Source organism: Pseudomonas sp. zfem003 (assembly GCF_032621675.1).
In the GTDB taxonomy this organism is placed as follows: domain Bacteria; phylum Pseudomonadota; class Gammaproteobacteria; order Pseudomonadales; family Pseudomonadaceae; genus Metapseudomonas; species Metapseudomonas otitidis.
In genome coordinates this window covers 1-22,309 of the sequence record NZ_JAVYJG010000018.1, presented here as the reverse complement: position 1 = coordinate 22,309, position 22,309 = coordinate 1, and the positions used below count along the sequence as shown (strand labels likewise).

Here is a 22,309-nt window from a genome sequence, read left to right as displayed (position 1 = left end):
AGACACGCATCTCCAAGATGGGCTCATCGCGCCTGAGGGCCGGCCTGTACATGCCCGCGATCAGCGCCCTGACCTACAACGAAGCGATCAGAGCCATGGGCGAACGGCTAAGAGAGCGGGGCAAGACCGGCAAGCAGATCGTCTGCGCCGCCATGCGCAAGCTGCTGAACATCGCCTATGGCGTCCTGAAATCGGGCCAGCCGTTTGACGCAAAACTAGCCCTTGCTCACTAGCAATCAAGACGGTATCTACCGGCCAGGTTGTCTTGCTCAGAGCGCTTACAGCCGCATGTTCACCAGGGCCTTGGTGTGCTCCATCACGTCCCCGAGTGCCATGGTCCTCGGCTTGTATATGGTGTTGTCTGCGATGCGCTTCAGTTACTCACTCCCTGCCAAAAGCAGACGACGCATGACGGTGTGGTTGGCCTAGGCGATGAGGTAGACACCGTCTCCAGCAAAAACCTTCATGCTGCAATCCACGATGACTGCATCGCCTTCGTTGAGGGTGCTTTCCACATGAGGCTCTTGCCGGCGCGGAGCCTCAGCATTTCAAGCACGAAGGCAGCCGTTCCGTCCTTTCCCTTGTTAGCGGAAGTGATCGATCTCACCCGCCCCGCTGATGAGCCGCAGCTGCGCGCTGGGCTGCGTAGCTTATGGAAGTGGTGCCGTCGGATCAGCAGGCGGTGTTCCTGCACGAGCACGAGAAGCTGAGAGTCACCAGCCAGGTGCAACTGCTGGGGCTGTTCCTCAATGGGCTGATGGAGGAGGTGGCGACTCCCGGTATCCGGCCCTGCGGCCCCGCCGCCCAGGCAGTGCCTACCGCGCCATGGCAGCACCGGGTTCTGCAGCTCCGATTGTCCCCTCCATTCCCACTTTGCACTGGGCGGCGCCTTGCTGTGCGCCTTTGGTGGCCTTGGCGCGAAACGCATTGCGGTCTGCCGAGGCAAGGCCTACAGCGGTGCCCGAAGCTGGCTACTGTCCGAGTCGTACCGCTGCGTGCGCGTGCGTTGTTAGTGTGGTCCTTGCCGTGCCCGGCTCGCCTGATAGGAGATCTGCCCGAGCAGCCGCGCTCGCCGGTCTTCACCTTGTTCGAGGAGTGCCAGGCGCTGCGCACATTGATGCTGTGGCTGACCTTCTTCTGCGGCTTGTTTGTGTTCTACCTGTTGACCAACTGGCTTCCCATCATCCTGCGCTCCAGCGGCCACGGACCGAGCGAGTCGTCGATGATTTCCATGGGCGGGTTCTGGGCAGCATCGTCATGGCACTGCTGCCGGACTGGGTAGGGCCACGTTGGGTGCTGTCGTTGCAGGCAGCGCTCTCGGTCGTGGCGCTGGGGCTGATCGGCACCCGACTGGGCCGCGCGAGGTGGTGGCCAGCCTGGCGCTCGGGGTGATGGGCTGGCGTCGCGTGGCCGCGGTGGCAATGGCATGGCCTTGATGGGTTGCGCCTCGCCGCTTGGCACGGTGGCGAGAGGGCCGGCGAGGTAGCGTCACCAGAGGTGCAGGTCTGGCGTGGCAGATGTGCAGCGGTTTGTGTGCTGCCCTGGATGGGCTGCATTGACGAGGGAGAACCATGGGTACGGGAATGCTCTACATCGATGGCCGCTGGCTGGCTCCGGCCGCCTGTCGCCGTTTCACCAGCGTGGACCCGGCCACGGAGGCCCCCATCCAGACGCTGGTGATGGCCGGCCTGCGAGAGGTGGACCAGGCCGTATGCGCCGCGCGGCGGGCTTTCGATAGCCACTGGCGCTTCACCAGCGGGCGCGAGCGTGGTGCATTGCTGGACGGCATCGCCGACGACCTGGCCGTCCGTGCCGAGGCCCTGGCCCTGTTGGAGGTGCAGGACCACGGCAAGCCCTACCCGGATGCTCTGCAGGACGTGGCCGATGCCGCCGCCTGCTTCCGCTATTACGCGGGCCTGGCGCGGGCGCTGGATGAGCGCCAGGGCTTGGCGCTGGAGATCGACGACCCACGTTTCGAGTGCCGCGTGATGCACGAACCGGTAGGCGTCGCGGCGCTGTTCACACCCTTCACCTTCCCGCTGCTGACAGCGGCCTGGTGCGTGGCACCGGCACTGGCGGCAGGGGCCACCTGCGTCATCAAGCCATCCTCGCTGACGCCGCTCTCCACCCTGGAGCTGGCGCGTTCAGCCGACATGGCCGGGCTGCCTTCCGGCGTGCTCAACGTGCTGCTGGGCTATGGTGCGGAGCTGGGGCCCGCGCTGGTGCAGCACCCGGAAGTGGACAAGGTGACCTTCGCCGGCAGCCTGGCCAACGGCACCCAGGTGATGGCCAGTGCCGCGCCGGACATCAAGCCGGTGAGCCTGGAGCTGGGCGGCAAGTCCTCGCTCATCGTGTTCGACGACGCTGACATCGAGACGGCCGTGGAGTGGGCGCTGTATGGCGCGTTCTGGAACCAGGGGCAGACCAGCAGCGCCCTATCGCGGTTGCTGGTGCAGGAGGCGCTGTTTGAGCCGCTGCTGGAATGCCTGGTGGCCCGCACCCAGGCCCTGCGTGTTGGGCCGGGAATGGAGCCGGGTGTGCAGCTCGGGCCCTTGGCCGGGCTTCGTCATCTGCACCGGATGATCAGCCTCATTGCCCAGGGCCAGCAGGACGCACGCCTGCTCTGTGGTGGCCTGCGGCCCTCGCTCCTGGGACGGGGCTATTTCATCCAGCCGGCGGTGTTCGCCGAGCCGGATGTGGCCAGCCCGCTGTGGCGGCACGAGTGCCTGGGCCCGGTGCTGAGTGTGAAGCGCTTCCGCAACGAGGAGGAGGCGCTGGCCCTGGCCAACGACACCATCTACGGGCTGGCGGCAGCGGTCGTCACGGGAGACCCCGCCCGCGCGGACTGGATGAGCCAGCGGCTGCGAGCCGGGGTGGTTTGGCTCAACTGCGCCCATGCCGGCTTCATCCAGGCGCCCTGGGGCGGTAACCGGCTCAGTGGCAATGGTCGCCAGCGCGGCCCCTGGGGCCTGCAGAACTACCTGGCGCCCAAGCAGGTGACCCGTTTCGTGGGGGCGCAGCCCTGGAGGTGGCGCCAGCCCTAGGCCGGTCGGGAGCCGGCGCGCCCTGCGTGCACGGAGTCGCCAATGGCGGCCTGGGTGTGTAGCGATCACAACAACAAGAGAGGCGACGCAAATGGAGCACTCCACCCTGCGCCGTGGCCTGACCGTCCGGCACATCCGTTTCATGGCACTGGGTTCGGCCATCGGCACCGGCCTGTTCTAAGGCTCGGCCGCCGCTATCCAGCGCGCCGGTCCATCGGTGCTGCTGGCCTACCTCATCGCCGGGGCGGCCATCTACCTGATGATGCGCGCCCTGGGCGAGATGGCGGCGCTGCACTTTCCGGTGCCGTTCTGGCCCTGGGGCCAGTACCTGGCGATCGCCTTCATGCTGTCTATCTTCGCCGTGATGGCGAGCTTCCCCGACACCCGCACCGCCCTCGGCATCGGCGCCGCCTGGCTCGTGCTGCTCAGCCTCGCCTACGGTTTGTGGGTGCGGCCGGGCAGGGACGTGCCGGGCGAACCCGAGCCTTCCTGAACGGATCAATGCAAAGGAGAACGCCATGAGCCGACACGCCTACGAATTCGAATTGCCTGCCGAACTGATCGAGGATTTCCAGCGCGACGGTGCGGTCTGCATCCGCCAGTTGTTCACCCCGGACGAGGTGGCGCTGCTGGAGCTGGGCATCGAACACAACCTCGCCAACCCCAGTGCACGGGCCAAGGTGGCCAGCCGACCTGACGACCCCGGTTGGTTCTTCGAGGACTTCTGCAACTGGCGGGAATTCGATGCCTACCGCCAGTTCATCTTCGAGAGCCGCGTGGGCTCGGTCGTCGCGCAGTTGATGGGCAGCTCCACGGCCCGGCTCTATCACGACCACCTGCTGGTGAAGGAGCCCAACACCCGCCAGCGCACCCCCTGGCACCAGGACCAGCCCTACTACAACGTCGAAGGCCGGCAGAACTGCAGCATGTGGATGCCGGTGGACCCGGTGGCGCGGGCCTCCACCCTGGAGTTCATCGCCGGCTCCCACCTGGGCCCCTGGCTGATGCCGCGCACCTTTCTCGACAACCAGGCCCGCTGGTTCCCCGAGGGCAGCCTGGCGGATCTGCCGGACATCGAGGCCGATCGCAGCCGCTGGCCCATCATCGGCTGGGCCCTTGAGCCGGGCGATGCGGTGTTCTTCCATATGCTCACCCTGCACGCCTCCGGCGGCGTCGACGGCCCGCACCGGCGCCGCGCCTTCTCCCTGCGCTTTCTCGGCGAAGACATGGTCCATGCCCCCCGGCCCTGGAAAACCTCCCCGGAGTTCCCCGGCCTCGCCGACGAACTACCGCCCGGCGCGTCGATGGTGCACCGGTTGTTTCCGGTGGTGTGGCCGAGGGGGTGAGTCGGCTTGCTCCTGTTTAAGGGGAAGCTCCAGGCCGTACCGGTCCTTGCGCGCCCAAAGCCTGTGGGTGCGGAAGCGGCGGCACCGGCAAGGATGGTCCGTTGCAGCGGGACCGTGGTGTTGAACGACTCGCTCCTCAGTGCACAGAAGGCGGCAGTCGAAGGGGCAGGTTCACACACCGAGGTCGGCGAGGCGGAGTTCAGCAGAGGGCGGAACGTGTGCCCGGTAGCGCCTCCGCTACAGGCCGCGCTGCCGGGTGGCCGCGGCTGTGGTCTCGCTGTGCTCCAGCGCCACTTCCTTGAGGGGCACCTCGCCGATGGCCAGGGCTCGCTCGATGGTCAGCTCGTCGCCGTCGGCCTGGAGCAGCGCCTGCAAGCGCTGGAATTCCCCACACCAGAGGGTCTCGATGTCTCGATCACGCCGGCTGTCTCGGTCAGGCGTCAGGGCGACCGCGCGTACTTGCAAGCGGCCGTTATCTGCCTTACCGCCAACTTCGACACCGTAGCCGGGAGTGGCGGGCTTGCGCAGCACCACCCGGCCGGTGTCGGCCCAGGCGGTGGCCATGCCTTCGCGAACTTCGTAGCCGAGGCTGGCCAATCCCTGCAGCACCGCTTCGCGGCGGGCAAGGGCGGCCTGCTGCTCCAGGTGCCGGGCCAGCGCAGCCTGGCACTGCCCGGTCAGTTCGACCACTGCCTGGGGCTGGGGTGAGGTCAGGCAGTCAGCGATGCGCTGGAGCAGGTCGCGATGGGTTTCATCGCCAAGGGAGGCGATCTCGCTGGCCAGGTCTTGCAGGCGTTCGAGTTGTTCGCGCACCTGCTGATGGGCTCGGGTGGCCTGGGCGAGGTCGAGCACCAGGCTGTCGAGCAGGAGGTTGCGTTGTGCGGGTTGGTCCTGGGCCTCGGCCTTGGCCAGGCGTTCGAGAAAGCGCTGCGCGGCCTCAGCACCCTGCAGCAACTGCAACTCGGCGATATGCCGGTCGATGCGCGTCAGTCGCTCCTGGCGTAGAAGGTCCTGGGGTTGCTGGGCCAGCCATTGCGCCAGGGTGGGGCGAGCAGTGCCCTCTTGCAGGCGTTGGGCGAGCGCACGCTGTGTTTCGGTCAGTCGTTCTTCCGTCGGGCTCGGAGCCAGGGCCGCGAAGCCTTGGGCCAGAAGGGTATCGGCGTCAGCCATTGGTGTGCCCTGGGCAACGGCAGCGAGCGACTGACGCAGTGGCTCGGGCAGCGCATTGGGTCTGCCTGCCACGGCCAGTAGCAGGGCGCTGGCGTTTTCCTGGAGCCGACGTTGCCGCTGGCGTTCATCTGCTGCGCGGGTGATGGCGCGGGCCTCCCGCTCGGCGAGGTCGCGCTTGAGAAACTCGATTTCGATGGGTACCGCCTTCTGCAGGGCCGCGAACTGCTCATCGGCGAGCATGGCGTGGAGCCGGTCGCGGCGGGCGAGGGTGGCGGCACGCTCGGTCTCGCTGAGCTCACCGATCCGTGTGGTTTGGGCCTGCCAGCGGGCGATGGCGCTTTCCAGGCGCTGCAGGTGGCCTTCACACAGGGCAATGATTTCTTCCCGGGTAACGATGCGTACGACTTTCGGTCCACTCATTGGGCGGCTTCCGTGGTTGGGGGCGGCGGGACGAGGGGGGGCATGGCCGGTTTCAGGGCACTCTCGATGGCGGAGCGCAACCGGCTGCGCTCGTTTTCGCCGTCGTGGTACCAGGCCTGGGAGGAGACGCGGTGCACATGGGGGATCGCGCGGCGCAGTACCGAGGGGCGCCAGATCTCCCGGGCTCGGGCACGGGCCAGCAGGGGATGGCAGGGGGCATCGCATTCGATGCCGATGGCGTAGAGCCCGGTGCGTGGGTCTTCGATGGCGAAGTCGAGGCCGAAGGCGTCTCCTTCGCTGGCCGGAGCGGCCGCCCAGCCGAGGGAGGCGATGTACTCGCCCACCAGCTCGACGAAGCCGTCGCGCGCGTGGCGGGTACGCCGCAGGCTGTCGCTGCGGTCGGTGTGCAAGCGCTCGAGCAGGGCGCTGGTGCTGGCGAACTCACCGCTGGAGAGCGTCCGCGCGTACTCCAGGTAGCCCTGCAGGTAGTCGCGCGGGCTGCTCGGTGCGCGCTGTGTGCCGAGCATGTCGGACACATCGCCGATCGGCATCGAGGTGATCATCACCACCTTGTGCCTGGCACGGGTGACGGCCACGTTCAATCGCCGCTCGCCGCCGGTTTGCCCGAGTACACCGAAGTTGCGCCGGAAGCTGCCCTGGCTGTTGCGCCCGAAGGTGGAGGAGAAAACGATGATGTCGCGCTCATCGCCCTGCACGTTCTCCACGTTCTTGACGAAGACCGCCATGTCCTCGCCGTCTTCGCTGCGGTCGCGTTCCTGGGTATAGGCCAGGCGGAAGGCTTCATCGTGCTCGGCTCGACGTTCCAGGTGCTCTTCGATCAGGTCGGCCTGTTTGCGGTTGAAGGTCACCACGCCTACGGAGGGGCGAGCTTCATAGGGCTGTTGCCACAGCTCGGCCAGGTAGTCGACCACCCGTTCGGCTTCTAGCTCGTTGCTCTGGTTCTGGTACAGGCCGTTCACCTGGATCAATTCCACCGGCTTGATGCGCAGGATGTTGGCCTGCGGGTGGCGCACGGGGACGCTCAGGCGGTTGCCATAGAAGGAGGCATTGGAGAACCCGATCAGCTCGCGATAGGCCGAGCGGTAGTGGATCTGCAAGGTGGTGTTGGGCAAGGCGCTGCGGGCCAGTTGCAGCAGATCGGGGCAGTCCTTGATCTCGCGGCGGTTCCAGGTGTCCTCGAAGGCTTCGCGCTGTTCTTCGTCCACGTCCTCGTCGGGGGCTTCACCGTCGAACAGTTCCGCTTCATCGCTTTCGATCCGGCTGGAGAAGAAGGCCGTCGGTGGCATCTGCTTCTCGTCCCCGCTGACCACGGTGAGCTTGCCCCGGTAGAGCGTTGGCAGGGCAAACTCCACGGGCATCTGCGACGCCTCGTCATAGATGACCATGTCGAACAGGCCGGCCTTCAGCGGCAGCACGCGGCTGGCCACGTCAGGGTTCATCAGCCAGACCGGGCGCAGGTTCATCAGCCCCAGCGGGCTGCCCAGTTCGATGAATTCCCGTAGGCGGCGGGAGCGCTTGCCAGTCAGGCGGGTCACGTCTTCCCATTGCTTGCGGTTGCCGAGGCGGCGGGTGTCGATGACCTTGCCCAGCAGCTCACGGTTGAGCGCACGCATCTGTACGTCGGCCTGCGCCAGGCTGGCGATCTTCGATTGTGCTTCGCCGTGGCCGAGTTGCAGCTCCGGGCGGGTTTGTTCGAGGCGGTACTTCCAGGCCAGCCGTGCCTCCCGGTTGAGCAACCGACGTACGGCGGACTCGAGCTGGTCGGGGGCGATGGCATCCAGCTGCGCCTGGCACTGGCGCAGCAGCGCCAGGAACTGCAGATCGGCCGCGTCCAGCTGGCTGGCGCGGCCCCGGAAGCGCTGATAGGCCACCAGGCTCGGCAGGGCCTCGCGCAGGCGACCGAGCGTCGGCAGGTTGCTCTGATTGGTGATGATGGCGCGGTGAAGCTGCGCGAGCAGATCAGCGCCGAGCCAGTCGGCGAGTGGCTGCAGGCGTTCGAGGCTGTGCTGGCGAGCGGTATGGCGGATCAGGGCAGCATCCAGGTCGCTCAGCAGGGCTTCGAAGCGCTGCTTCTCGCCGGTGCGGATGACTGCGTCGAGCTGTTCGGCACGTGGAGCCTGGGCCAGTGCACGGGCCAGCGCCTGGACCTCACGCAGGTGTTGCAGCCCTTGGTTAGCCAGCTCTTTGAGGGCTGGGCCTGCACTGGGCTCCACGTCAGGTAGGCCGAGTGCCTGGTGCAGACGAGCCAGCGCCTGGCGCAACGGGCGCCACTGGCGCTCCAGCTGGGCATTGGCGAGCAGGCTCGGCAGGCGTGCGTCATCGGCGGGTTCGCCTTGAGCCTGCAGGAAGGCACGCAGGCCGCGCCGGCGATAGAGCCGCAGGGGGTTGAGGCGAGCCAGCCAGCTGCGGGCGCTGAGAACTTGGGTCACGCGCTCAAGCAGGCTGGCCAGGGCTGGGTTGTCCAGTGCGCTGAGGGCGCCGGCGAGCGATGGCGCATGAGGCGCTGGGTCGATGGCCTGGAGCGCTGCCAGCACATCGTCGAGGGCGCGCAGCAGCTCATCGCCCTCGGGGGGCTCGCTGCGGAACAGGGGTAGCCAGCGCGCCAGGCGTTGGCGCTGTTCTTCCCCGAGTGCCAGCAGGGTGTTGACCTGGGTGGCCAGCCAGGTGCGGTAGGGGGTGGGGTCGTCCACCTCGAAGCTGGCGGGGTGTGCGGCCAACTGACGGTCACGCTCGATCTCCGCTTCGGCAAAATGCCGCAGGCTTTCGGTAAAGGCCCGCAAGGTGGCCGTATCGGTATCGAACGGCCGCAGCAGTGCCAGTGGGCTGCCTTCATAGCGGGCTGGCAACCAGAGGGGAACCAGGGGTGCGCAGGCTTCCTCCAGGCGCGTAAGGCTGGCGATGTCCAGGCTGGCCAGGCGTTGCCGCAGCGCGGGAAAGTCCAGCGGGGCGGGCCCCTTCTCCAGTTCGATCAGCTCGCCGAGCAGGCGTCGATAGCTGAGCCCGGTCAGTTCGTCAGGCCGGTGAAGGCTCTGGTGATAGCGGTCCAGCTCGCCTTCCAGGGCTTCTATGCGTGCGGCCAACTGTTCACGCTGGCGCTCCAGGCCCTGGGGGGCGTCGTTGCCCAGGAACAGGGCTTCGAGTTGTTCGCGAATGCTGCGGATGACCGGCTCGCGGTCGCGGTTGACGTCGTTGAGCATGACGATGCGCTGGCCCAGGCCTTCGGCAACCAGGCGCTTGTGCACCACCTCCAGGGCAGCGTGCTTCTGGCACACGATCAGCAGGCTGCGCTGGCGGCCAATGGCGTCGCCGACCATGTTGACGATGGTCTGGCTCTTGCCAGTGCCAGGTGGCCCCTCCACCAGCAGGCCCTTGCCCTGCCGCGTCTGGAGCACGGCGGCTTCCTGGGAGGGGTCGCTGGCGACGGTGAAGTAGCGTTGCAGCTCGGGCACCGGGGCATCGGCCTCGGCTTCGCCGGTCTCCTTGAGGCGCAGGGCGCTTTCCAAGGCGGTGCCCGACGGGGAGAGGGTCTTCAGCTGGCGCAGGTCCTCGCCGATGGCCTGGCCCATGAAGGTGACGTGGAACAGCACGGCGGTACAGGCCAGCTCGTCCTTGTAGGGCTGGATGTCGAGACCTGCGGGTGACGGCAGGCCGGTGAGGCTGCGCGAACGCGCTGTGGCGAGCATGCCGAAGGCGTCCAGCACATCGGCGGCGCGCAGGGCGGAGCGCCCGAGCAGTTCGTCGGCGGTCGTGCGCCAGCGCTTGCAGGGCTCCGGGCCGAGCACGCTTTCCAATGCCGGGTTGAGGCGCACCTCTTCACGCTCGCTGTCGAAGGCGATTGCGGCCTGTCCGCGGCTGCCGACCTCCAGCAGCAGCTTCAGTGGCCACAGCAGTACGGGGATGATGCGCGGGCGGGCATTGCTGCGCGGGTCTCGGCTGAGCAGGAAGGGGAAGCCCAGGTAGAGGCCGTCGATCCCGGTATCACGTTTGTACAGGGCGCTTTGCCGGTAGAGCGCGTGCAGCCGTGACTCCAGCAGCGGATTGGCGAGGAAGCTTTCCGGATCTAGGTTCACCGCTCGGGTGTTGCGTTGCAGCAGGTGGTCGAGCAGTGCGGGCGCGGGGCGCCGCTCGCTGTGCAGTTCGTTCAGGTCGATGCGTGCGGTGCTCTTGCCGATGCTCATGCGTACCAGTGGGCCGCGCATGACGGCGGTGACCACCTTCTTCTCGAAGAAGTCGAGGATCTGCGAAACGTACTGCTGCTTCTGCGGTTCGAGCCATTGCTCCGGCGGTATCGCCAGCAACACCAGCACCCTGGCCAGGGGCATGCGCCGTTCCAGGCGGAACTGCTCGGCCCATTCGTCCACGGCGCTCACACCGCTGCGAGCGAAGCCGCTGATGCGCTCGTCGACACTGCGATAGAGCGCCTGGCGGCTGTGCTGCTGCAACAGTTCTGCGGCGACCTCGCGGTCGAACAGCTGGACGTCGGCAGACCGCGCCAGTGTGGTGGCTTCATCGAGGATGGCGCTGGCGGCGCGGAACTGACCGATGTCGGCACTGAGCAGGACGATGAGGTCTTCTTCGGCGATCACCCGGCGCTCGGCCAGGGCCAGCAGGCCGGGGTGCTCGGTATCGGGCAGCAGGCGCTGACGCTCCTGCCATTCGGCGGCCAGCCGAGCCCGCGAAGTGGAGAGCAGGTAGATGCGCAGGGTTTCTTCGGTCAGCGCGATGTGCTGGTGCAGGGCCCGCTGGCGAACGTTCTCGGCGCGCAGCTTGAGGCGCGAGAGCCAGCTTTCGGTCTGCAGTTGTTCGAGCAGGTCGGGCACGGAGCCGCTGATCAGCCGGTAGCCCTCCTGAGGGTGCTCCAGCAGCCAGCCGGGGGTGACGATTTCGCCGCGATGGATCAGCGGGATCTCCGGGTTCAGCAGCTTGAGGGCAAGCATCAGACGGAAGTCGTCTTCCAGGCCTTCGTGCTGCACCACCTGACGCAGGCCGGCGAGCAGGCGTGGCGACAGGCCGGCCTGCTCGGCCCAGGTGACGATCACGCCGCGCAGCAGGTGGTCGAGGGCCTCGGTCCAGTGTTCGGCCTGGGCGGCGGCGATGGCGAATACCGAGGGCTTGCCGAAACGCCGGCTGCCAAGGGTGATGCTGGCCCCTTCGGCCAGGTCGGCTTCGTTGCCGGTGGAGGCAGGTGCATGCACGGCTTCGCCATTGAGCCAGGCCTGAACCTGGGGCCACTGCCAGCGCTGGTGCCGGTCCCGCGCCAGAAGGCCGCGCAGGAGCAAGTGCAGGTTGGAGTCGAGGTCATCAGGGAGTGCTACGCCGTTGGCCAGCACATGGATGAGGAAGGCACTGGGGTGGATGCCTTCGAAGCAGGCGCCATGGGTCAGCTGCTCCAGCAGGATCATGCCCAGGCTCCACCAGTCGGAGGCGGCGGCAACGCCGCCTGCAATGGCTTCGGGGGCCATGTAGCGGCTGGTTTCCAGGGGCGAGACGATGTCCAGGTCGAACTCCGACAGGCGCGCCGAGCCGAAGCCGCTGATCACCAGGTCGAGCGGGTCACGGCTGCGCACCAGCAGGCTGGCAGGGCGCAGGTCGCGGTGGCGCAGGCCTGCCTCATTGAAGGCATGCAGGGCCTGGCCCAGTTCGCGTACGACATGGCGAACGGTGGCCGTGTCGCTGACGACCATGCCCAGGTCGGCGAGTGTGCCGCCGGTGAGTTGTTCGATGACCTCGTAGGCGCGCTCGTTCCAGCGGCCGGTGGCGAGGATGTCGGGAACATGCTCGCGCGGCAGGCGGCGGATGACGTCGTAGATTGCCGGGTCGGGCTCGGCACCTGCCCGGTACAGGGTGAGGACGGCCTGCTGGCCGTCGTCCACCCGTTCGGCGAGGTAGCGCTCCCGCACACCGTCGGTGTGGCTGATCTGGCGCAGCAGGCGCCAGCCGTCGATCAGGGTTTCGCTGGCGGCGGCCGGCGTTGCATCGTCGGTGGGGCCGGCAGTGGCTGGGGACGTGGCCGGGGCGGCCGCACACTCCAGGCACATGAGATCGCCGGCCTCCATCGGGTGGCCGTTCTCGCACTGGAGCAAGGAGGCTGCGGTGGTGGGTTGAACGAGGGCGTCCTGGGTCACGACCGGCTGGGGGCGCCAGCCTTCAGGGTGCAGGGCTTCGCCGGAAAGGTCCCAGGCGCAGGGCTGTCCTTGAACGGTGCCTTCGCAGAAGAGTTCCGACAGCGCGCGTTCGGTCTGGCAGTTCGGGCAGAAACGTATCATCTGTGTCGTTCCGTTAGCGGGATCGCGGTCGGTGAGTGCTGATCTGTAGCTGGTGGCCCTGATCCTGAAGCAGCGTCTGCAGTCGTTGCAGGTCATCACGGCGGGGGATGCCGGCCATCCAGATGCTGCCGTCGTGGTCGAACATCAGGTCGAGGGCCTGGTCGCTGGCCTCGAGTGGGCGCTCGTACTGGCCCAGGCGGCCGCGGCCGCGTTCGGTGAACAGGGTCAGGCGCTGGTTATCGCTACCGCGCAGCGCGCGCGTCTGCGGGCTGTGCGGCTGGTAGGGGTCGCTGATCAGGGCGTCGATAAGGCCGGTGGTGCGTTCGAGCTTGTCCGCCAGGTGTTCCAGCGAGTAGCCGCTGTAGACGAGGATGTCGAGCTGGGGGTGTTGGCGCAGGGCCTGCAACAGGGCCAGCAGGGCCTCGAACTGTTCGAAAGGCTCGCCGCCGGACAGGGTGACGCCCTGGGCCTGGTCGAGCCAGGGGCGGATGTCGCTGAGCAACCTGTCCAGCGGCAGGCGGCGGTTGCCGGGGCCCCAGGTGTCGGCGGAGATGCAGCCCGGGCAGCGGATGCTGCAGCCCTGGAACCAGATGCCCAGGCGCTGGCCCGGGCCCAGGGTGGTGACCGGGAAGTGCACGCGGGAGAGGCTCAGCTCCATGTCAGCGGCGTTCCAGGGTGAGCCCGGCGGCGCCCAGCGAGGTAATCGAAAAATGCTCGCCGGGGCCGGCATCCTGGTCGAACAGGGCCCTGGACAGCGGGTTGAGCAGGTGGGCTTCGAGCTGGTTGCGGATGCCGCGTCCACCGTTGGACAGGTCCTGCAGGCAGAGGGTGTGCAGGGCCTGGCGGGCCGAGTCGGCCAGTTCGATGGTCAGTTGCTGCTGTTCGCGCAGGTCGGCCAGGGTGCCGTCGACCATCTGGGTGAAGATCTGCTCGGCGACATCGGGGCGGATGAAGTCGAAGACGATGATGTTCTCGCCGATGCGGTTGAGAATTTCCGGGCGGTTGAGAACCAGCTTGAAGTGGCGGTCTATTTCGCTGCGGACCTTTGCCTGCACACCTTCGAAGGCTTCGCCAGGGAGCACGTTGGCAACCCGCTCGCCGTTCTCGCCCTGACGGTAGATGCCGAGGTTGGAGGTGAAGACGATGAGCGCTTCGGAGAAATAGACCCGGTCGCCCCGACCGGAAGTGAGCACGCCGTCGTCGAGGATCTGCAGGAACTTGTCGAGGATGCGCGGGTGGGCTTTCTCGATTTCGTCGAACAGCACGACGCTGAAGGGTTTTTCTCGGATGGCGTTGGTCAGCTCTCCGCCGACGTCGTAGCCGACATACCCGGGCGGGGCGCCGATCAGGCGCTGGTCGGCGTGCTCGGCGCTGAACTCGGACATGTCGAAGCGGATGTAGGCGCTCTCGTCCCCGAACAGCAGGCTGGTGACGGTCTTGGCCAGCTCGGTCTTGCCGACGCCGGTGGGGCCGGCGAGGAAGGCGATGCCCCGTGGACGGTTGCCCTTGCGGCTGGCGCCGACGCCGGTCATGGCGCGTTTGACGATGTCCAGCATGTGGGTCACGGCATGCTGCTGGCCCTTTACCCGTCGGCGGACGAAGGTGTCGGCCTGGCGGATGCGGTTGCGGTCGATCTTCTGCCAGGGGTCTTCGGTGACCCCCACCTTGTAGCGCCGGACGGCGTCGGCGATGCGCTCCATGGCGACCCCTTCGACGCGTGCCAACTGGGCGATGGCGCTGAGGTCGAGCAACAGCAGGCCTTCGGTGTTTTCGACGAAGGTGTCGACGGCCTGACGCAGGCTGTCGTCGTTGCCGGGCTGTTGGCTCGACAGGCCTTTGAGCAGTGCCGGTGCCAGGGCCCGTCGGGCCATCTGGTCGGGCTTGGAAACGGGGATGTGGCGCAGGCGCGGGTTGTCGACCAGCAGCCAGTCCGGCAGGTCGCCTTCCTTCTCCACGATCCAGACCAGGCTGTTGAAGAACGGTTTGCGTTGCTCGCCCGAGGGGCGGCTGCGGGCCTGGTGGGAGAGCACCAGGGCCTGGGTGAACAACTGGTGTTCGGCGGCGCTCAGGGAGTCGTTGCGTACGACGAGGCGGGAGGCAAAGTCGATCACCAGGGCCACCGGCTCACCGCTTCGGTTGACCAGGCGCTGCAGGGTGGCCGCAAGCAGGTCCAGGCCGGCCGGTGCGGTGCCGTCCACGGGCGTCAGCCCGAGTTCGATCAACAGCGGGTGACCGCTGTCGGGCGTCTCTCCCGGCCGCCCCGGGGCACGAAAACCGGTCAGCGGGTCCCAGGTCAGGACGCGGGCGTAGCCAGCGTCGAGCAGTTCGTTGCACAGGTGCTGGGTGAAGCCTTGGGCGGTCACGGTTCCGGGTATGACTTCGCAGGCCTGCAGGTCACGGATATTGCCCGAGAGCACGAATTGGCTCTTGAGCGGCAAAAAACGCAGCAGGTCGCGCAACCAGCGCGGCTTTTCGAACACGGCATTCCCTGTCATGGGTGGCTCCCCCTTGGATTCAGCGCACAAGCATATTGCTGGCGGGGCTGTGCTCCAAGCCTGGTGATGGTCGAGGGCTTGGGGTGAGGGGGCTTGCGGCCCGTGAGGAGGCCGAGGTGGACGAGCGCCTCCTCGCTACGGGCTTGAGGGAATGACGCCCTGACGTGCCCGCAATAAAAAACGCGGACACCCAGGTCGGGGCCGCGTCACGCTAAGGGGTCAGAACTGCTCGGCGGTGATGCCGTAGAGGGTGCGGCTGCCGGCGAGGATGCTGGCTTCGAGGCTGAGGGTGCGAGGCAGCAGGCGTTCGAAGTAGAAGGCGGCGGTGGCCTGCTTGGCGCTGTAGAAGGCTGGGTCCTGGGGTTGGCGTTCGCTGGCGATGCGGGCCATGCGGGACCAGAGCCAGGCATAGGCGACGTAGCCGAACAGGTGCAGGTAGTCGACGGAGGCGGCGCCGATGGCGTTGGGGTCGCTGGCGGCCTGTTCCAGCACGCGGGTGGTGGTGCGCTCCAGGCGGTCGACGGCGTCGAGCAGGGCGGCGCGGTGCGGGACGTCTTCCGTGGCGTAGCGGCGGATCTCGGCGGTGAAGCGGCGCAGGCTGGTGCCGCCATTGGCGACGACCTTGCGGCCGAGCAGGTCGAGGGCCTGGATGCCGTTGGTGCCTTCGTAGATCTGGGCGATGCGGACGTCGCGGACCAGTTGCTCCTGGCCCCATTCGCGGATGTAGCCGTGGCCGCCGAATACCTGCTGGCCGTGGACGGTGCTTTCCAGGCCGGTGTCGGTGAAGAAGGCCTTGGCGACGGGGGTGAGCAGGGCGACCAGGGCTTCGGCCGCTTGGCGTTCGTCGGCGTCGTCACTGAACTTGGCGAGGTCGAGTTGCTGGCCGACGTAGCAGGCGAAGGCGCGGCCGCCTTCGGTGAGGGCTTTCATGGTGAGCAGCATGCGGCGCACGTCGGGGTGGACGAGGATCGGGTCGGCCACCTTGTGCTGGGCCTGGGGACCGGTGGGGGCGCGGCTCTGCAGTCGTTCGCGAGCGTAGGCGACGGCGCTCTGGTAGGAGGCGTCGGCGCAACCGATGCCCTGGATGCCGATGGAGAGGCGCTCGTAATTCATCATGGTGAACATGGCGGCGAGGCCTTTGTTAGCGTCGCCGATGAGGTAGCCGGTGGCGCCGTCGAAGTTCATCACGCAGGTGGCGGAGGCCTTGATGCCCATCTTGTGTTCGATGGAGCCGCATGAGAGTGCGTTGGGCTGGCCGAGGCTGCCGTCTGCGTTCACCAGGACCTTGGGTACGAGGAACAGGGAGATGCCCTTGGGGCCGGCGGGGGCGTCGGGGAGCTTGGCGAGGACGAGGTGGATGATGTTCTCGGTGAGGTCCTGCTCGCCGCCGGTGATGAAGATCTTGGTGCCGGTGATGCGGTAGCTGCCGTCCGCCTGGGGTTCGGCCTTGGTGCGGATGATGCCGAGGTCGGTGCCGGCGTGTGGCTCGGTGAGGCACATGGAGCCGGCCCAGGTGCCGGCGTACAGGTTGGGCAGGTAGGCCTGCTTGAGTTCGGCGCTGGCGTGGGCGTCGATGGCGAGGCAGGCGCCGGCACTGAGGGCGGAGTAGAGGGCGAAGCTGGAGTTGGCGGCGTAGAGCATTTCCTCGAACTGTACGGCGAGCATCTTGGGCATGCCCATGCCGCCGTACTGCGGGTTGCCGGAGAGGCCGACCCAGCCTCCTTCTATATAGGTGGCGTAGGCGGCCTTGAAGCCGGCTGGGGTGATGACCCGGCCTTCGACCCACTGGGCGCCTTCTTCGTCGCCGCTGCGGTTGAGCGGTGCGATCAGGCCGCCGGTGACTTTGGCGGCCTCTTCGAGGATGGCATCGGCGGTATCGGCATCCACGGTTTCGGCCAGGGCCGGCAGGCGGGCCCAGAGGCGTGGGGCTTCGAACAGTTCATGCAGGACGAAGCGCAGATCGCGCAGGGGGGCGTTGTACTCGGGCATCGGTGTTCTCTCGGCGTGACGGGGCCGCCCGGGTGGGCGGCCTCTCTCGGGGTTCGCGGGGGTTGGCTCAGAGGGCCTTGGCCATGTCGCGCAGGACGTATTTCTGGATCTTGCCGGTGGAGGTTTTCGGCAGGGTGGTGAAGACCACGGTGCGCGGGACCTTGAAGCCGGCGAGGTGGTCGCGGCAGAAGGCGATGATGTCGCTCTCGCGGACGGACTGGTGGTCGGCCTTGAGGGTGACGAAGGCGCAGGGGGTTTCGCCCCACTTCTCGTCCGGGCGGGCGACCACGGCGGCTTCCAGTACGGCGGGGTGGCGGTAGAGGACGCCTTCCAGTTCGATGGTGGAGATGTTCTCGCCGCCGGAGATGATGATGTCCTTGAGGCGGTCCTTGATCTCGACGTAGCCGTCGGGGTGCCAGACGCCGAGGTCGCCGGTGTGGAACCAGCCGCCGCTGAAGGCTTCGGTGGTGGCGGTGGGGTTTTTCAGGTAGCCCTTCATGACGGTGTTGCCGCGCAGGAAGATCTCGCCGATGGTCTCGCCGTCGCGCGGGGTCGGTTCGAGGGTCTTGGGGTCGGCGACCATGACGCCTTCGAGGGTGGGGTAGCGCACGCCCTGGCGGGCCTTGATGCGGGCACGTTCCTCGAGGGGCAGTTCGTCCCATTCGCCGTGCCAGGCGCAGACGGTAACCGGGCCATAGACCTCGGTAAGGCCATAGACATGGGTGACGCGGATGCCCATCTCCTCGACGGCGCCGATGACCTTGGCCGGCGGGGCGGCGCCGGCGACCATGGCGTGGACCGGGTGGTCGATGGCGGCCTTGGCTTCCGGCGGCATGTTCACCAGGGCGTTGAGGACGATGGGGGCGCCGCACAGGTGGGTGACCTGCTCGTCGCGGATGAGGGTGAGGATGCGTTGCGGGTCGACCCGACGCAGGAAGACGTGAACGCCGGCGAGGGCGGTGATGGTCCAGGGGTAGCACCAGCCGTTGCAGTGGAACATCGGCAGGGTCCAGAGGTAGACGGGGTGGTGGCCGAGGCCCCAGGTCATCTGGTTGCCGAGGGCGTTGAGGAACGCGCCGCGGTGGTGGTAGACGACGCCCTTGGGGTTGCCGGTGGTGCCGGAGGTGTAGTTGAGGGAGATGGCTTGCCATTCATCTTCCGGCCATTGCCAGGCGAACTCGGGGTCGCCTTCGGCCAGCAGTGCTTCGTAGTCCAGTTCGCTGATGGCCTGACCTTCGCCGTATTCGGGGTCGTTGACGTCCACCAGCAGGGGCGGGTGGTCGAGCATGCCGACGGCGGCGTGGATGACGTCGAAGAATTCGCGGTCGGTGATCAGGACCTTGGCTTCGCCGTGCTGCAGCATGAAGGCGATGGCTTCGGCATCGAGGCGTACGTTGAGGGTGTTGAGGACGGCGCCGATCATGGGGACGCCGAAATGCGCTTCCAGCATCTGCGGGATGTTGGGCAGCATCACGGCGACGGTGTCGCCCTTGCCGATGCCGCGCCCGGCCAGTGCCGAGGCCAGCCGGCGGCAGCGGGCGTAGGTCTCTGCCCAGTTGCGGCGGATGGCGCCATGGACGACGGCGGGGTAGTGGGGGTAGATGCTGGCGGTCCGCTCGATGAAGCTCAGCGGGCTGAGGGCGATATGGTTCACGGCAGCAGGGGCGAGGCCCTGTTCATAGATCGACATGTGGATTACCCGGTGGCTGATTGTTAGCTCTTGTGCCCCCGGCCGTGTCGTTTTTGACCTGGGTCGGGGATCGTTCGGGGTCATTTATATATCGTTTGCTATTGGGTATGGAATTAATACCTGAGTAGTATCGTATATCTACTATATTGTTTCGTTTTATACCTAAGGCGTAGAGGCCAAGGCTTCGAGCGCTGCTAGGCTGTCGCCGCTTTTGCCCTGGAGCCTGCCGTCCCATGAGCCGTAATCCTGTCCGTCTGCACACCTGGCTGCGTCTGCAACGCGAGGTCGTGGCGGTGTCTGCGCGGGCGGACGCGTTGTGCCGGGCGCTGCGAGGCTACCCGGAGGTGCGCCAGGCTTATTACCTGGTGTGGCAGGCGGGGGCGGGGATCTACACCCATGAGGGGAGCGGGCAGCACTTGCCGCCAGGGCAGGGGGACCCGCTGGGGGCGAGCGATGCGCGACTGTTCGAGCAAGTGGCAGAGCTGGGGCGCTTGAGCCTTTCGGCTGTGCGCACTGTGGATTGCTGGCTGGCGGGGCGCCTGCGACGTGCCGGGATCAGCCATGGCCAGGTATTCGACCTGGCGCTGGAGGCCGATCAGCCGGGCCTGCTGCTGGTGGAGGTACAGCCGGGGGTAGCGTTGGAGTGGCTGGGGGTGGTGGAGGAACTGCTGTCGACGGTGCTGGCGCAGTCGGCAGGCCTGATGCGGGCTTCGCCATTGCTGGGGCACGACCCTCAGCCGAGCCTGCTGCTGGACGAGGCGGGGGCTCCGCTGGAGCTGAACGCGGCGCTGTTGGCCTTGCTGGCGGAGCAGCCGCCGGGTGCGGTGCTGCGCTTCCTGCCGGTCAATCATGTGGCGCTGGTGCGGGCCTGCCTGGCGCAGTGCCGGGCCATCGAGGAGGTGGAGGCGCAGTGTGATGGGCGCATCCTGCTCTGGACCTTCGTGCCCGACCCCGAGAACCAGCGGGTATTAGGGCGCTGCCGTGATGCGACCCGACCGCTTCTGGCCGAGCGTGAGGCGGCGCAGGCGCGGCGCTTGTATCGGCTGATCACGGAGAACACTACGGATCTGATTTCCCGGCACACGCCCGAGGGGAGCTTCCTCGACGCGTCGCCCGCGTCCTGGACGCTGCTGGGTTTCTGGCCTGAGGAGCTGCGCGGGGTGCTGGCGCAGGGGTTGTTCCATGCGCAGGACCTGATGCCGCTGATCCAGCGTGCGCGGGATGCGCTGGAGACCGATGGCTACCACACCATGACCTACCGCATCCGTCACCGCGCGGGGCATTACCTGTGGTTCGAGACGGCGTGCAGGGCGATCCGCGAGACCTATACGGGGGCGGTGGTGGAGGTGGTGAGCGTCTCACGGGATATCACGGCGCGGGTACAGGCCGAGGAGCACAAACGGCGCCTGGCAGAGGTGGTGGAGGCCAATACCGACCCGGTGCTGTTCTTCGATGCGCTGGGGCAGGTCACGGACCTCAATCCGGCTGCTCGTCGTGCGCTGGGGTTGGAGGAAGGGCTAGCGTTGCCGTCGCTGGCGGCGTTGTTCTCGACAGACGACCTGGCGAGGTTGCAGGCGGGGCAGGTACAGGCCGAGCGCGTGGGGGTGTGGAGCGCCGATGCGCGTCTGTGTGCGCTGGATGGCAGTGGGTCGTTGCCGGTCTCGCTGGTGCTGTTGGCGCATCGGGCGGCCGGGGGGGAGCGTTATTACTCGTTGGTGGCGCGGGACATGAGCGAGCGGGAGCTGCGCGAAGCCCAGCAGCGCCGCCATCAGGACGAGCTGGCCCATACGGCACGTCTGGTGACCCTGGGCGAACTGGCCTCGGGTATCGCCCATGAGATCAACCAGCCGTTGGCGGCAGTGATGAATTATGTGGGCGCCAGCCAGCGCTATCTGCAGAGTCTGGGCAGCAACCCACAAGCGGCTGAGCGGGTGGCTCAGGGGCTGGAACGCATTGCCGAGCATGCGGAGCACGCGTCGGAGGTGATCAAGCGGCTGCGTGCATTCTTGCGCAAGGGGCAGCGGCGCATGCAGGCGCTGGATGTGGCGGAGGTGGCGCGCGAGGCCGTCCGGCTCTGCGCCTGGGAGGCGGGGGCGGCGCAGGTGGTGATCGAGGAGCGATTGCCGACGGGGCTGCCATCGGTCTTCGCGGATCGGGTGCTGCTGGAGCAGGTGCTGTTGAACCTGTTGCGCAATGCCATCGAGGCCAATCGTGAGGCGAATCCACAGGCGGCTTCACGGGTAGTGATCGGCGCTCGGTTGATGCCGGGCGCCGGTATTGATGTGGAGGTGCTCGACGAGGGGCCGGGGCTCGATGCCGTGGCGCTGGAGCGCATCTTCACGCCTTTCTATACCAGCAAGCCGGAAGGGCTGGGACTGGGGCTGTCGATGAGTCGCAGCATCATCGAGGGGTTCGGGGGCTCGCTGGAAGGTGAGCCGATGGAGGAGGGCGGGTTGCGCATGCGTTGCCGCCTGCCGCTGCACTGACAATCACAAGAATGGAGTAGTAAGGATGACGACAAGCGCCCGCCAGGTGGTCTATGTGGTGGATGACGACCAGGGGATGCTCGATTCCACGGTCTGGCTGCTGGAGTCGGTGGGGTTGGCGGCGCTGCCGTTCACCAGTGGCAAGGCCTTTCTGGAGGCGTGCGACCCGGCAGCGGATGCCTGTGTGTTGCTGGACGTGCGCATGCCCGGGATGGGCGGGCTGAACGTGCAGGAGGAGCTGCGGGCACGGGGGATCGATCTGCCGGTGATCTTTGTCAGCGGTCACGCGGATGTGCCCATTGTGGTGCGGGCCTTCAAGGCGGGGGCGCAGGATTTCATCGAGAAGCCTTACAACGAGCAACTGCTGCTGGACAGCGTGCAGGAAGCACTGAACCGCTCGGCGCGGGTTCGCAATCTCGCTCAGGGGGATCTGCAGGAGCGCTTGGACAGCCTGACGCCGCGGGAGCGGGATGTGTTCCTGCCGTTGGTGAAGGGCTACACCAATCGGGAGGTGGCCGAGCAGCTTTCTATTAGCGTGAAGACTGTCGATCTCTATCGCGCCAGAGTGATGAAGCGGATGCGGGCAGAGTGCCTGCCGGACCTGGTGGGGATGGCGATTGCCGCAGGGATGGTCGATCCGCTGCGGCTGAGAGGGTGAGGCTTCAGCAGGCGCGTGCCACCCGGTGGCCCGGGTTGATGCGCTTGTAGATCTCTTCGCGGTGCACGGCTACATGCTTGGGCGCGACGATGCCCAGTTTGATCTGCGAGCCCTGCGCGGCGACAACACGGACTACGACGCCTTCGCCCAGGTCGAGGTGGTCACCGACCTTGATGTTCAGTTCCTGCACGATTCTTCCTCTTGTAGTTGGACAGCGGGTGGCGGGGTTGTCTGCCACGGGCTTGAGCGTGGTTTGATCACCCGCTGGGCCCCGGGTTCAATCGATTCGTGGGGGAGTTTCGGGAACGCCGATCCCGTCTCAAAAGCACGTTTCGACAGCAAACTGAAAATAGGTGTTGACGCCGTGGCTGAGGTCTCTATAATGCGCACCACTCCCACGGCGGACAACGAAAACTCCTTGAAAATCAATGAGTTAAGTGATTTAAGTGGGATGCGGTTCCGGGGTGGTTGCGGATTCGCGGTGATTGATCTGCTGGTCAGGTTGATTGCTGAAAAGGGGTGTTGACAGCGAGTTTGAATGCTGTATGATTCGCCTCCCGCTGATGTTGAAGAGTGTTTCGACGGATGCGCAAGTTGTTGAGTAGAAAGAAAAAATTCTTCGAAAAACAGCTTGACAGAAAGAAAGGCTGCTGTAGAATGCGCGGCCTCGGTTGAGACGAAAGACTTGATCGAAACGCTCTTTAAAAATTTGAATCAAGCAATT

The 22,309-nt window shown here is 66.7% G+C and carries 12 protein-coding genes and 2 pseudogenes; 7 read left to right on the top strand and 7 right to left on the bottom strand.

Going from position 1 to position 22,309, the window contains the following annotated elements:
* The 4 genes and pseudogenes from RTK35_RS29990 to RTK35_RS29975 all read left to right on the top strand — a co-directional run.
* Positions 1–233: pseudogene (locus RTK35_RS29990) on the top strand (IS110 family transposase); the annotation flags it as partial.
* Between the two features lie 1,338 nt (positions 234–1,571).
* Entirely contained in the window at positions 1,572–3,044 is a 1,473-nt protein-coding gene (locus RTK35_RS29985; RefSeq protein ID WP_316909687.1) for an aldehyde dehydrogenase family protein, read from the top strand.
* A gap of 91 nt (positions 3,045–3,135) precedes the next feature.
* Positions 3,136–3,348, top strand: a pseudogene (gene proY, locus RTK35_RS29980) (proline-specific permease ProY); the annotation flags it as partial.
* Positions 3,349–3,562: 214 nt separating this feature from the next.
* On the top strand, positions 3,563–4,390 hold the full coding sequence (locus RTK35_RS29975; RefSeq protein ID WP_316909686.1) for a phytanoyl-CoA dioxygenase family protein: 828 nt from the start codon (positions 3,563–3,565) through the stop codon (positions 4,388–4,390).
* Between the two features lie 237 nt (positions 4,391–4,627).
* Here the strand turns inward: RTK35_RS29975 and RTK35_RS29970 are convergent, their stop codons facing one another.
* From RTK35_RS29970 to RTK35_RS29945, 6 genes are all read right to left on the bottom strand, one after another.
* A complete protein-coding gene (locus tag RTK35_RS29970; protein ID WP_316909685.1) occupies positions 4,628–5,980 on the bottom strand; it encodes a hypothetical protein in 1,353 nt (450 codons plus the stop codon).
* Positions 5,977–12,267, bottom strand: a complete 6,291-nt coding sequence (locus tag RTK35_RS29965; RefSeq protein ID WP_316909684.1) for an AAA domain-containing protein — start codon at positions 12,265–12,267, stop codon at positions 5,977–5,979. Before RTK35_RS29965 ends, RTK35_RS29970 begins: the two co-directional genes overlap by 4 nt.
* A gap of 13 nt (positions 12,268–12,280) precedes the next feature.
* Positions 12,281–12,925 carry a 4Fe-4S single cluster domain-containing protein gene (locus tag RTK35_RS29960; protein WP_316909683.1) on the bottom strand — a complete coding sequence of 215 codons (645 nt, stop codon included), beginning with the start codon at positions 12,923–12,925 and terminating at the stop codon, positions 12,281–12,283.
* 1 nt (position 12,926) lies between these two features.
* Positions 12,927–14,762, bottom strand: a complete 1,836-nt coding sequence (locus RTK35_RS29955; protein WP_316909682.1) for an AAA family ATPase — start codon at positions 14,760–14,762, stop codon at positions 12,927–12,929.
* A gap of 219 nt (positions 14,763–14,981) precedes the next feature.
* Complete coding sequence (locus tag RTK35_RS29950; protein ID WP_044401825.1) at positions 14,982–16,751, bottom strand: acyl-CoA dehydrogenase C-terminal domain-containing protein; 1,770 nt, start codon at positions 16,749–16,751, stop codon at positions 14,982–14,984.
* Positions 16,752–16,818: 67 nt separating this feature from the next.
* Complete coding sequence (locus RTK35_RS29945) at positions 16,819–18,441, bottom strand: acyl-CoA synthetase (protein ID WP_074968876.1); 1,623 nt, start codon at positions 18,439–18,441, stop codon at positions 16,819–16,821.
* 233 nt (positions 18,442–18,674) lie between these two features.
* Here RTK35_RS29945 and RTK35_RS29940 point away from each other — a divergent pair, with 233 nt between their 5' ends.
* The gene (locus tag RTK35_RS29940) at positions 18,675–20,927 is read left to right on the top strand and encodes a PAS domain S-box protein (protein WP_316909681.1); all 2,253 of its coding nucleotides are present in this window, start codon (positions 18,675–18,677) and stop codon (positions 20,925–20,927) included.
* Between the two features lie 25 nt (positions 20,928–20,952).
* Positions 20,953–21,585 (top strand): response regulator transcription factor, encoded by a 633-nt coding sequence (locus tag RTK35_RS29935; protein ID WP_044401834.1) that lies wholly within the window; start codon positions 20,953–20,955, stop codon positions 21,583–21,585.
* Between the two features lie 4 nt (positions 21,586–21,589).
* Here the strand turns inward: RTK35_RS29935 and RTK35_RS29930 are convergent, their stop codons facing one another.
* Positions 21,590–21,775 carry a carbon storage regulator gene (locus RTK35_RS29930; RefSeq protein WP_172433122.1) on the bottom strand — a complete coding sequence of 62 codons (186 nt, stop codon included), beginning with the start codon at positions 21,773–21,775 and terminating at the stop codon, positions 21,590–21,592.
* Positions 21,776–21,967: 192 nt separating this feature from the next.
* On the opposite strand from RTK35_RS29930, the gene RTK35_RS29925 reads away from it, so the two are divergent.
* Complete coding sequence (locus RTK35_RS29925) at positions 21,968–22,111, top strand: hypothetical protein (RefSeq protein WP_316909680.1); 144 nt, start codon at positions 21,968–21,970, stop codon at positions 22,109–22,111.
* Positions 22,112–22,309 lie beyond the last annotated feature (198 nt).

Coding starts and splice junctions, on each gene's coding strand:
- RTK35_RS29985 (WP_316909687.1), top strand. CDS start 1,572: ATGGGTACGGGAATGCTCTACATCGATGGCCGCTGGCTGGCTCCGGCC.
- RTK35_RS29975 (WP_316909686.1), top strand. CDS start 3,563: ATGAGCCGACACGCCTACGAATTCGAATTGCCTGCCGAACTGATCGAG.
- RTK35_RS29970 (WP_316909685.1), bottom strand. CDS start 5,980: ATGAGTGGACCGAAAGTCGTACGCATCGTTACCCGGGAAGAAATCATT.
- RTK35_RS29965 (WP_316909684.1), bottom strand. CDS start 12,267: ATGATACGTTTCTGCCCGAACTGCCAGACCGAACGCGCGCTGTCGGAA.
- RTK35_RS29960 (WP_316909683.1), bottom strand. CDS start 12,925: ATGGAGCTGAGCCTCTCCCGCGTGCACTTCCCGGTCACCACCCTGGGC.
- RTK35_RS29955 (WP_316909682.1), bottom strand. CDS start 14,762: ATGACAGGGAATGCCGTGTTCGAAAAGCCGCGCTGGTTGCGCGACCTG.
- RTK35_RS29950 (WP_044401825.1), bottom strand. CDS start 16,751: ATGCCCGAGTACAACGCCCCCCTGCGCGATCTGCGCTTCGTCCTGCAT.
- RTK35_RS29945 (WP_074968876.1), bottom strand. CDS start 18,441: ATGTCGATCTATGAACAGGGCCTCGCCCCTGCTGCCGTGAACCATATC.
- RTK35_RS29940 (WP_316909681.1), top strand. CDS start 18,675: ATGAGCCGTAATCCTGTCCGTCTGCACACCTGGCTGCGTCTGCAACGC.
- RTK35_RS29935 (WP_044401834.1), top strand. CDS start 20,953: ATGACGACAAGCGCCCGCCAGGTGGTCTATGTGGTGGATGACGACCAG.
- RTK35_RS29925 (WP_316909680.1), top strand. CDS start 21,968: ATGCGCACCACTCCCACGGCGGACAACGAAAACTCCTTGAAAATCAAT.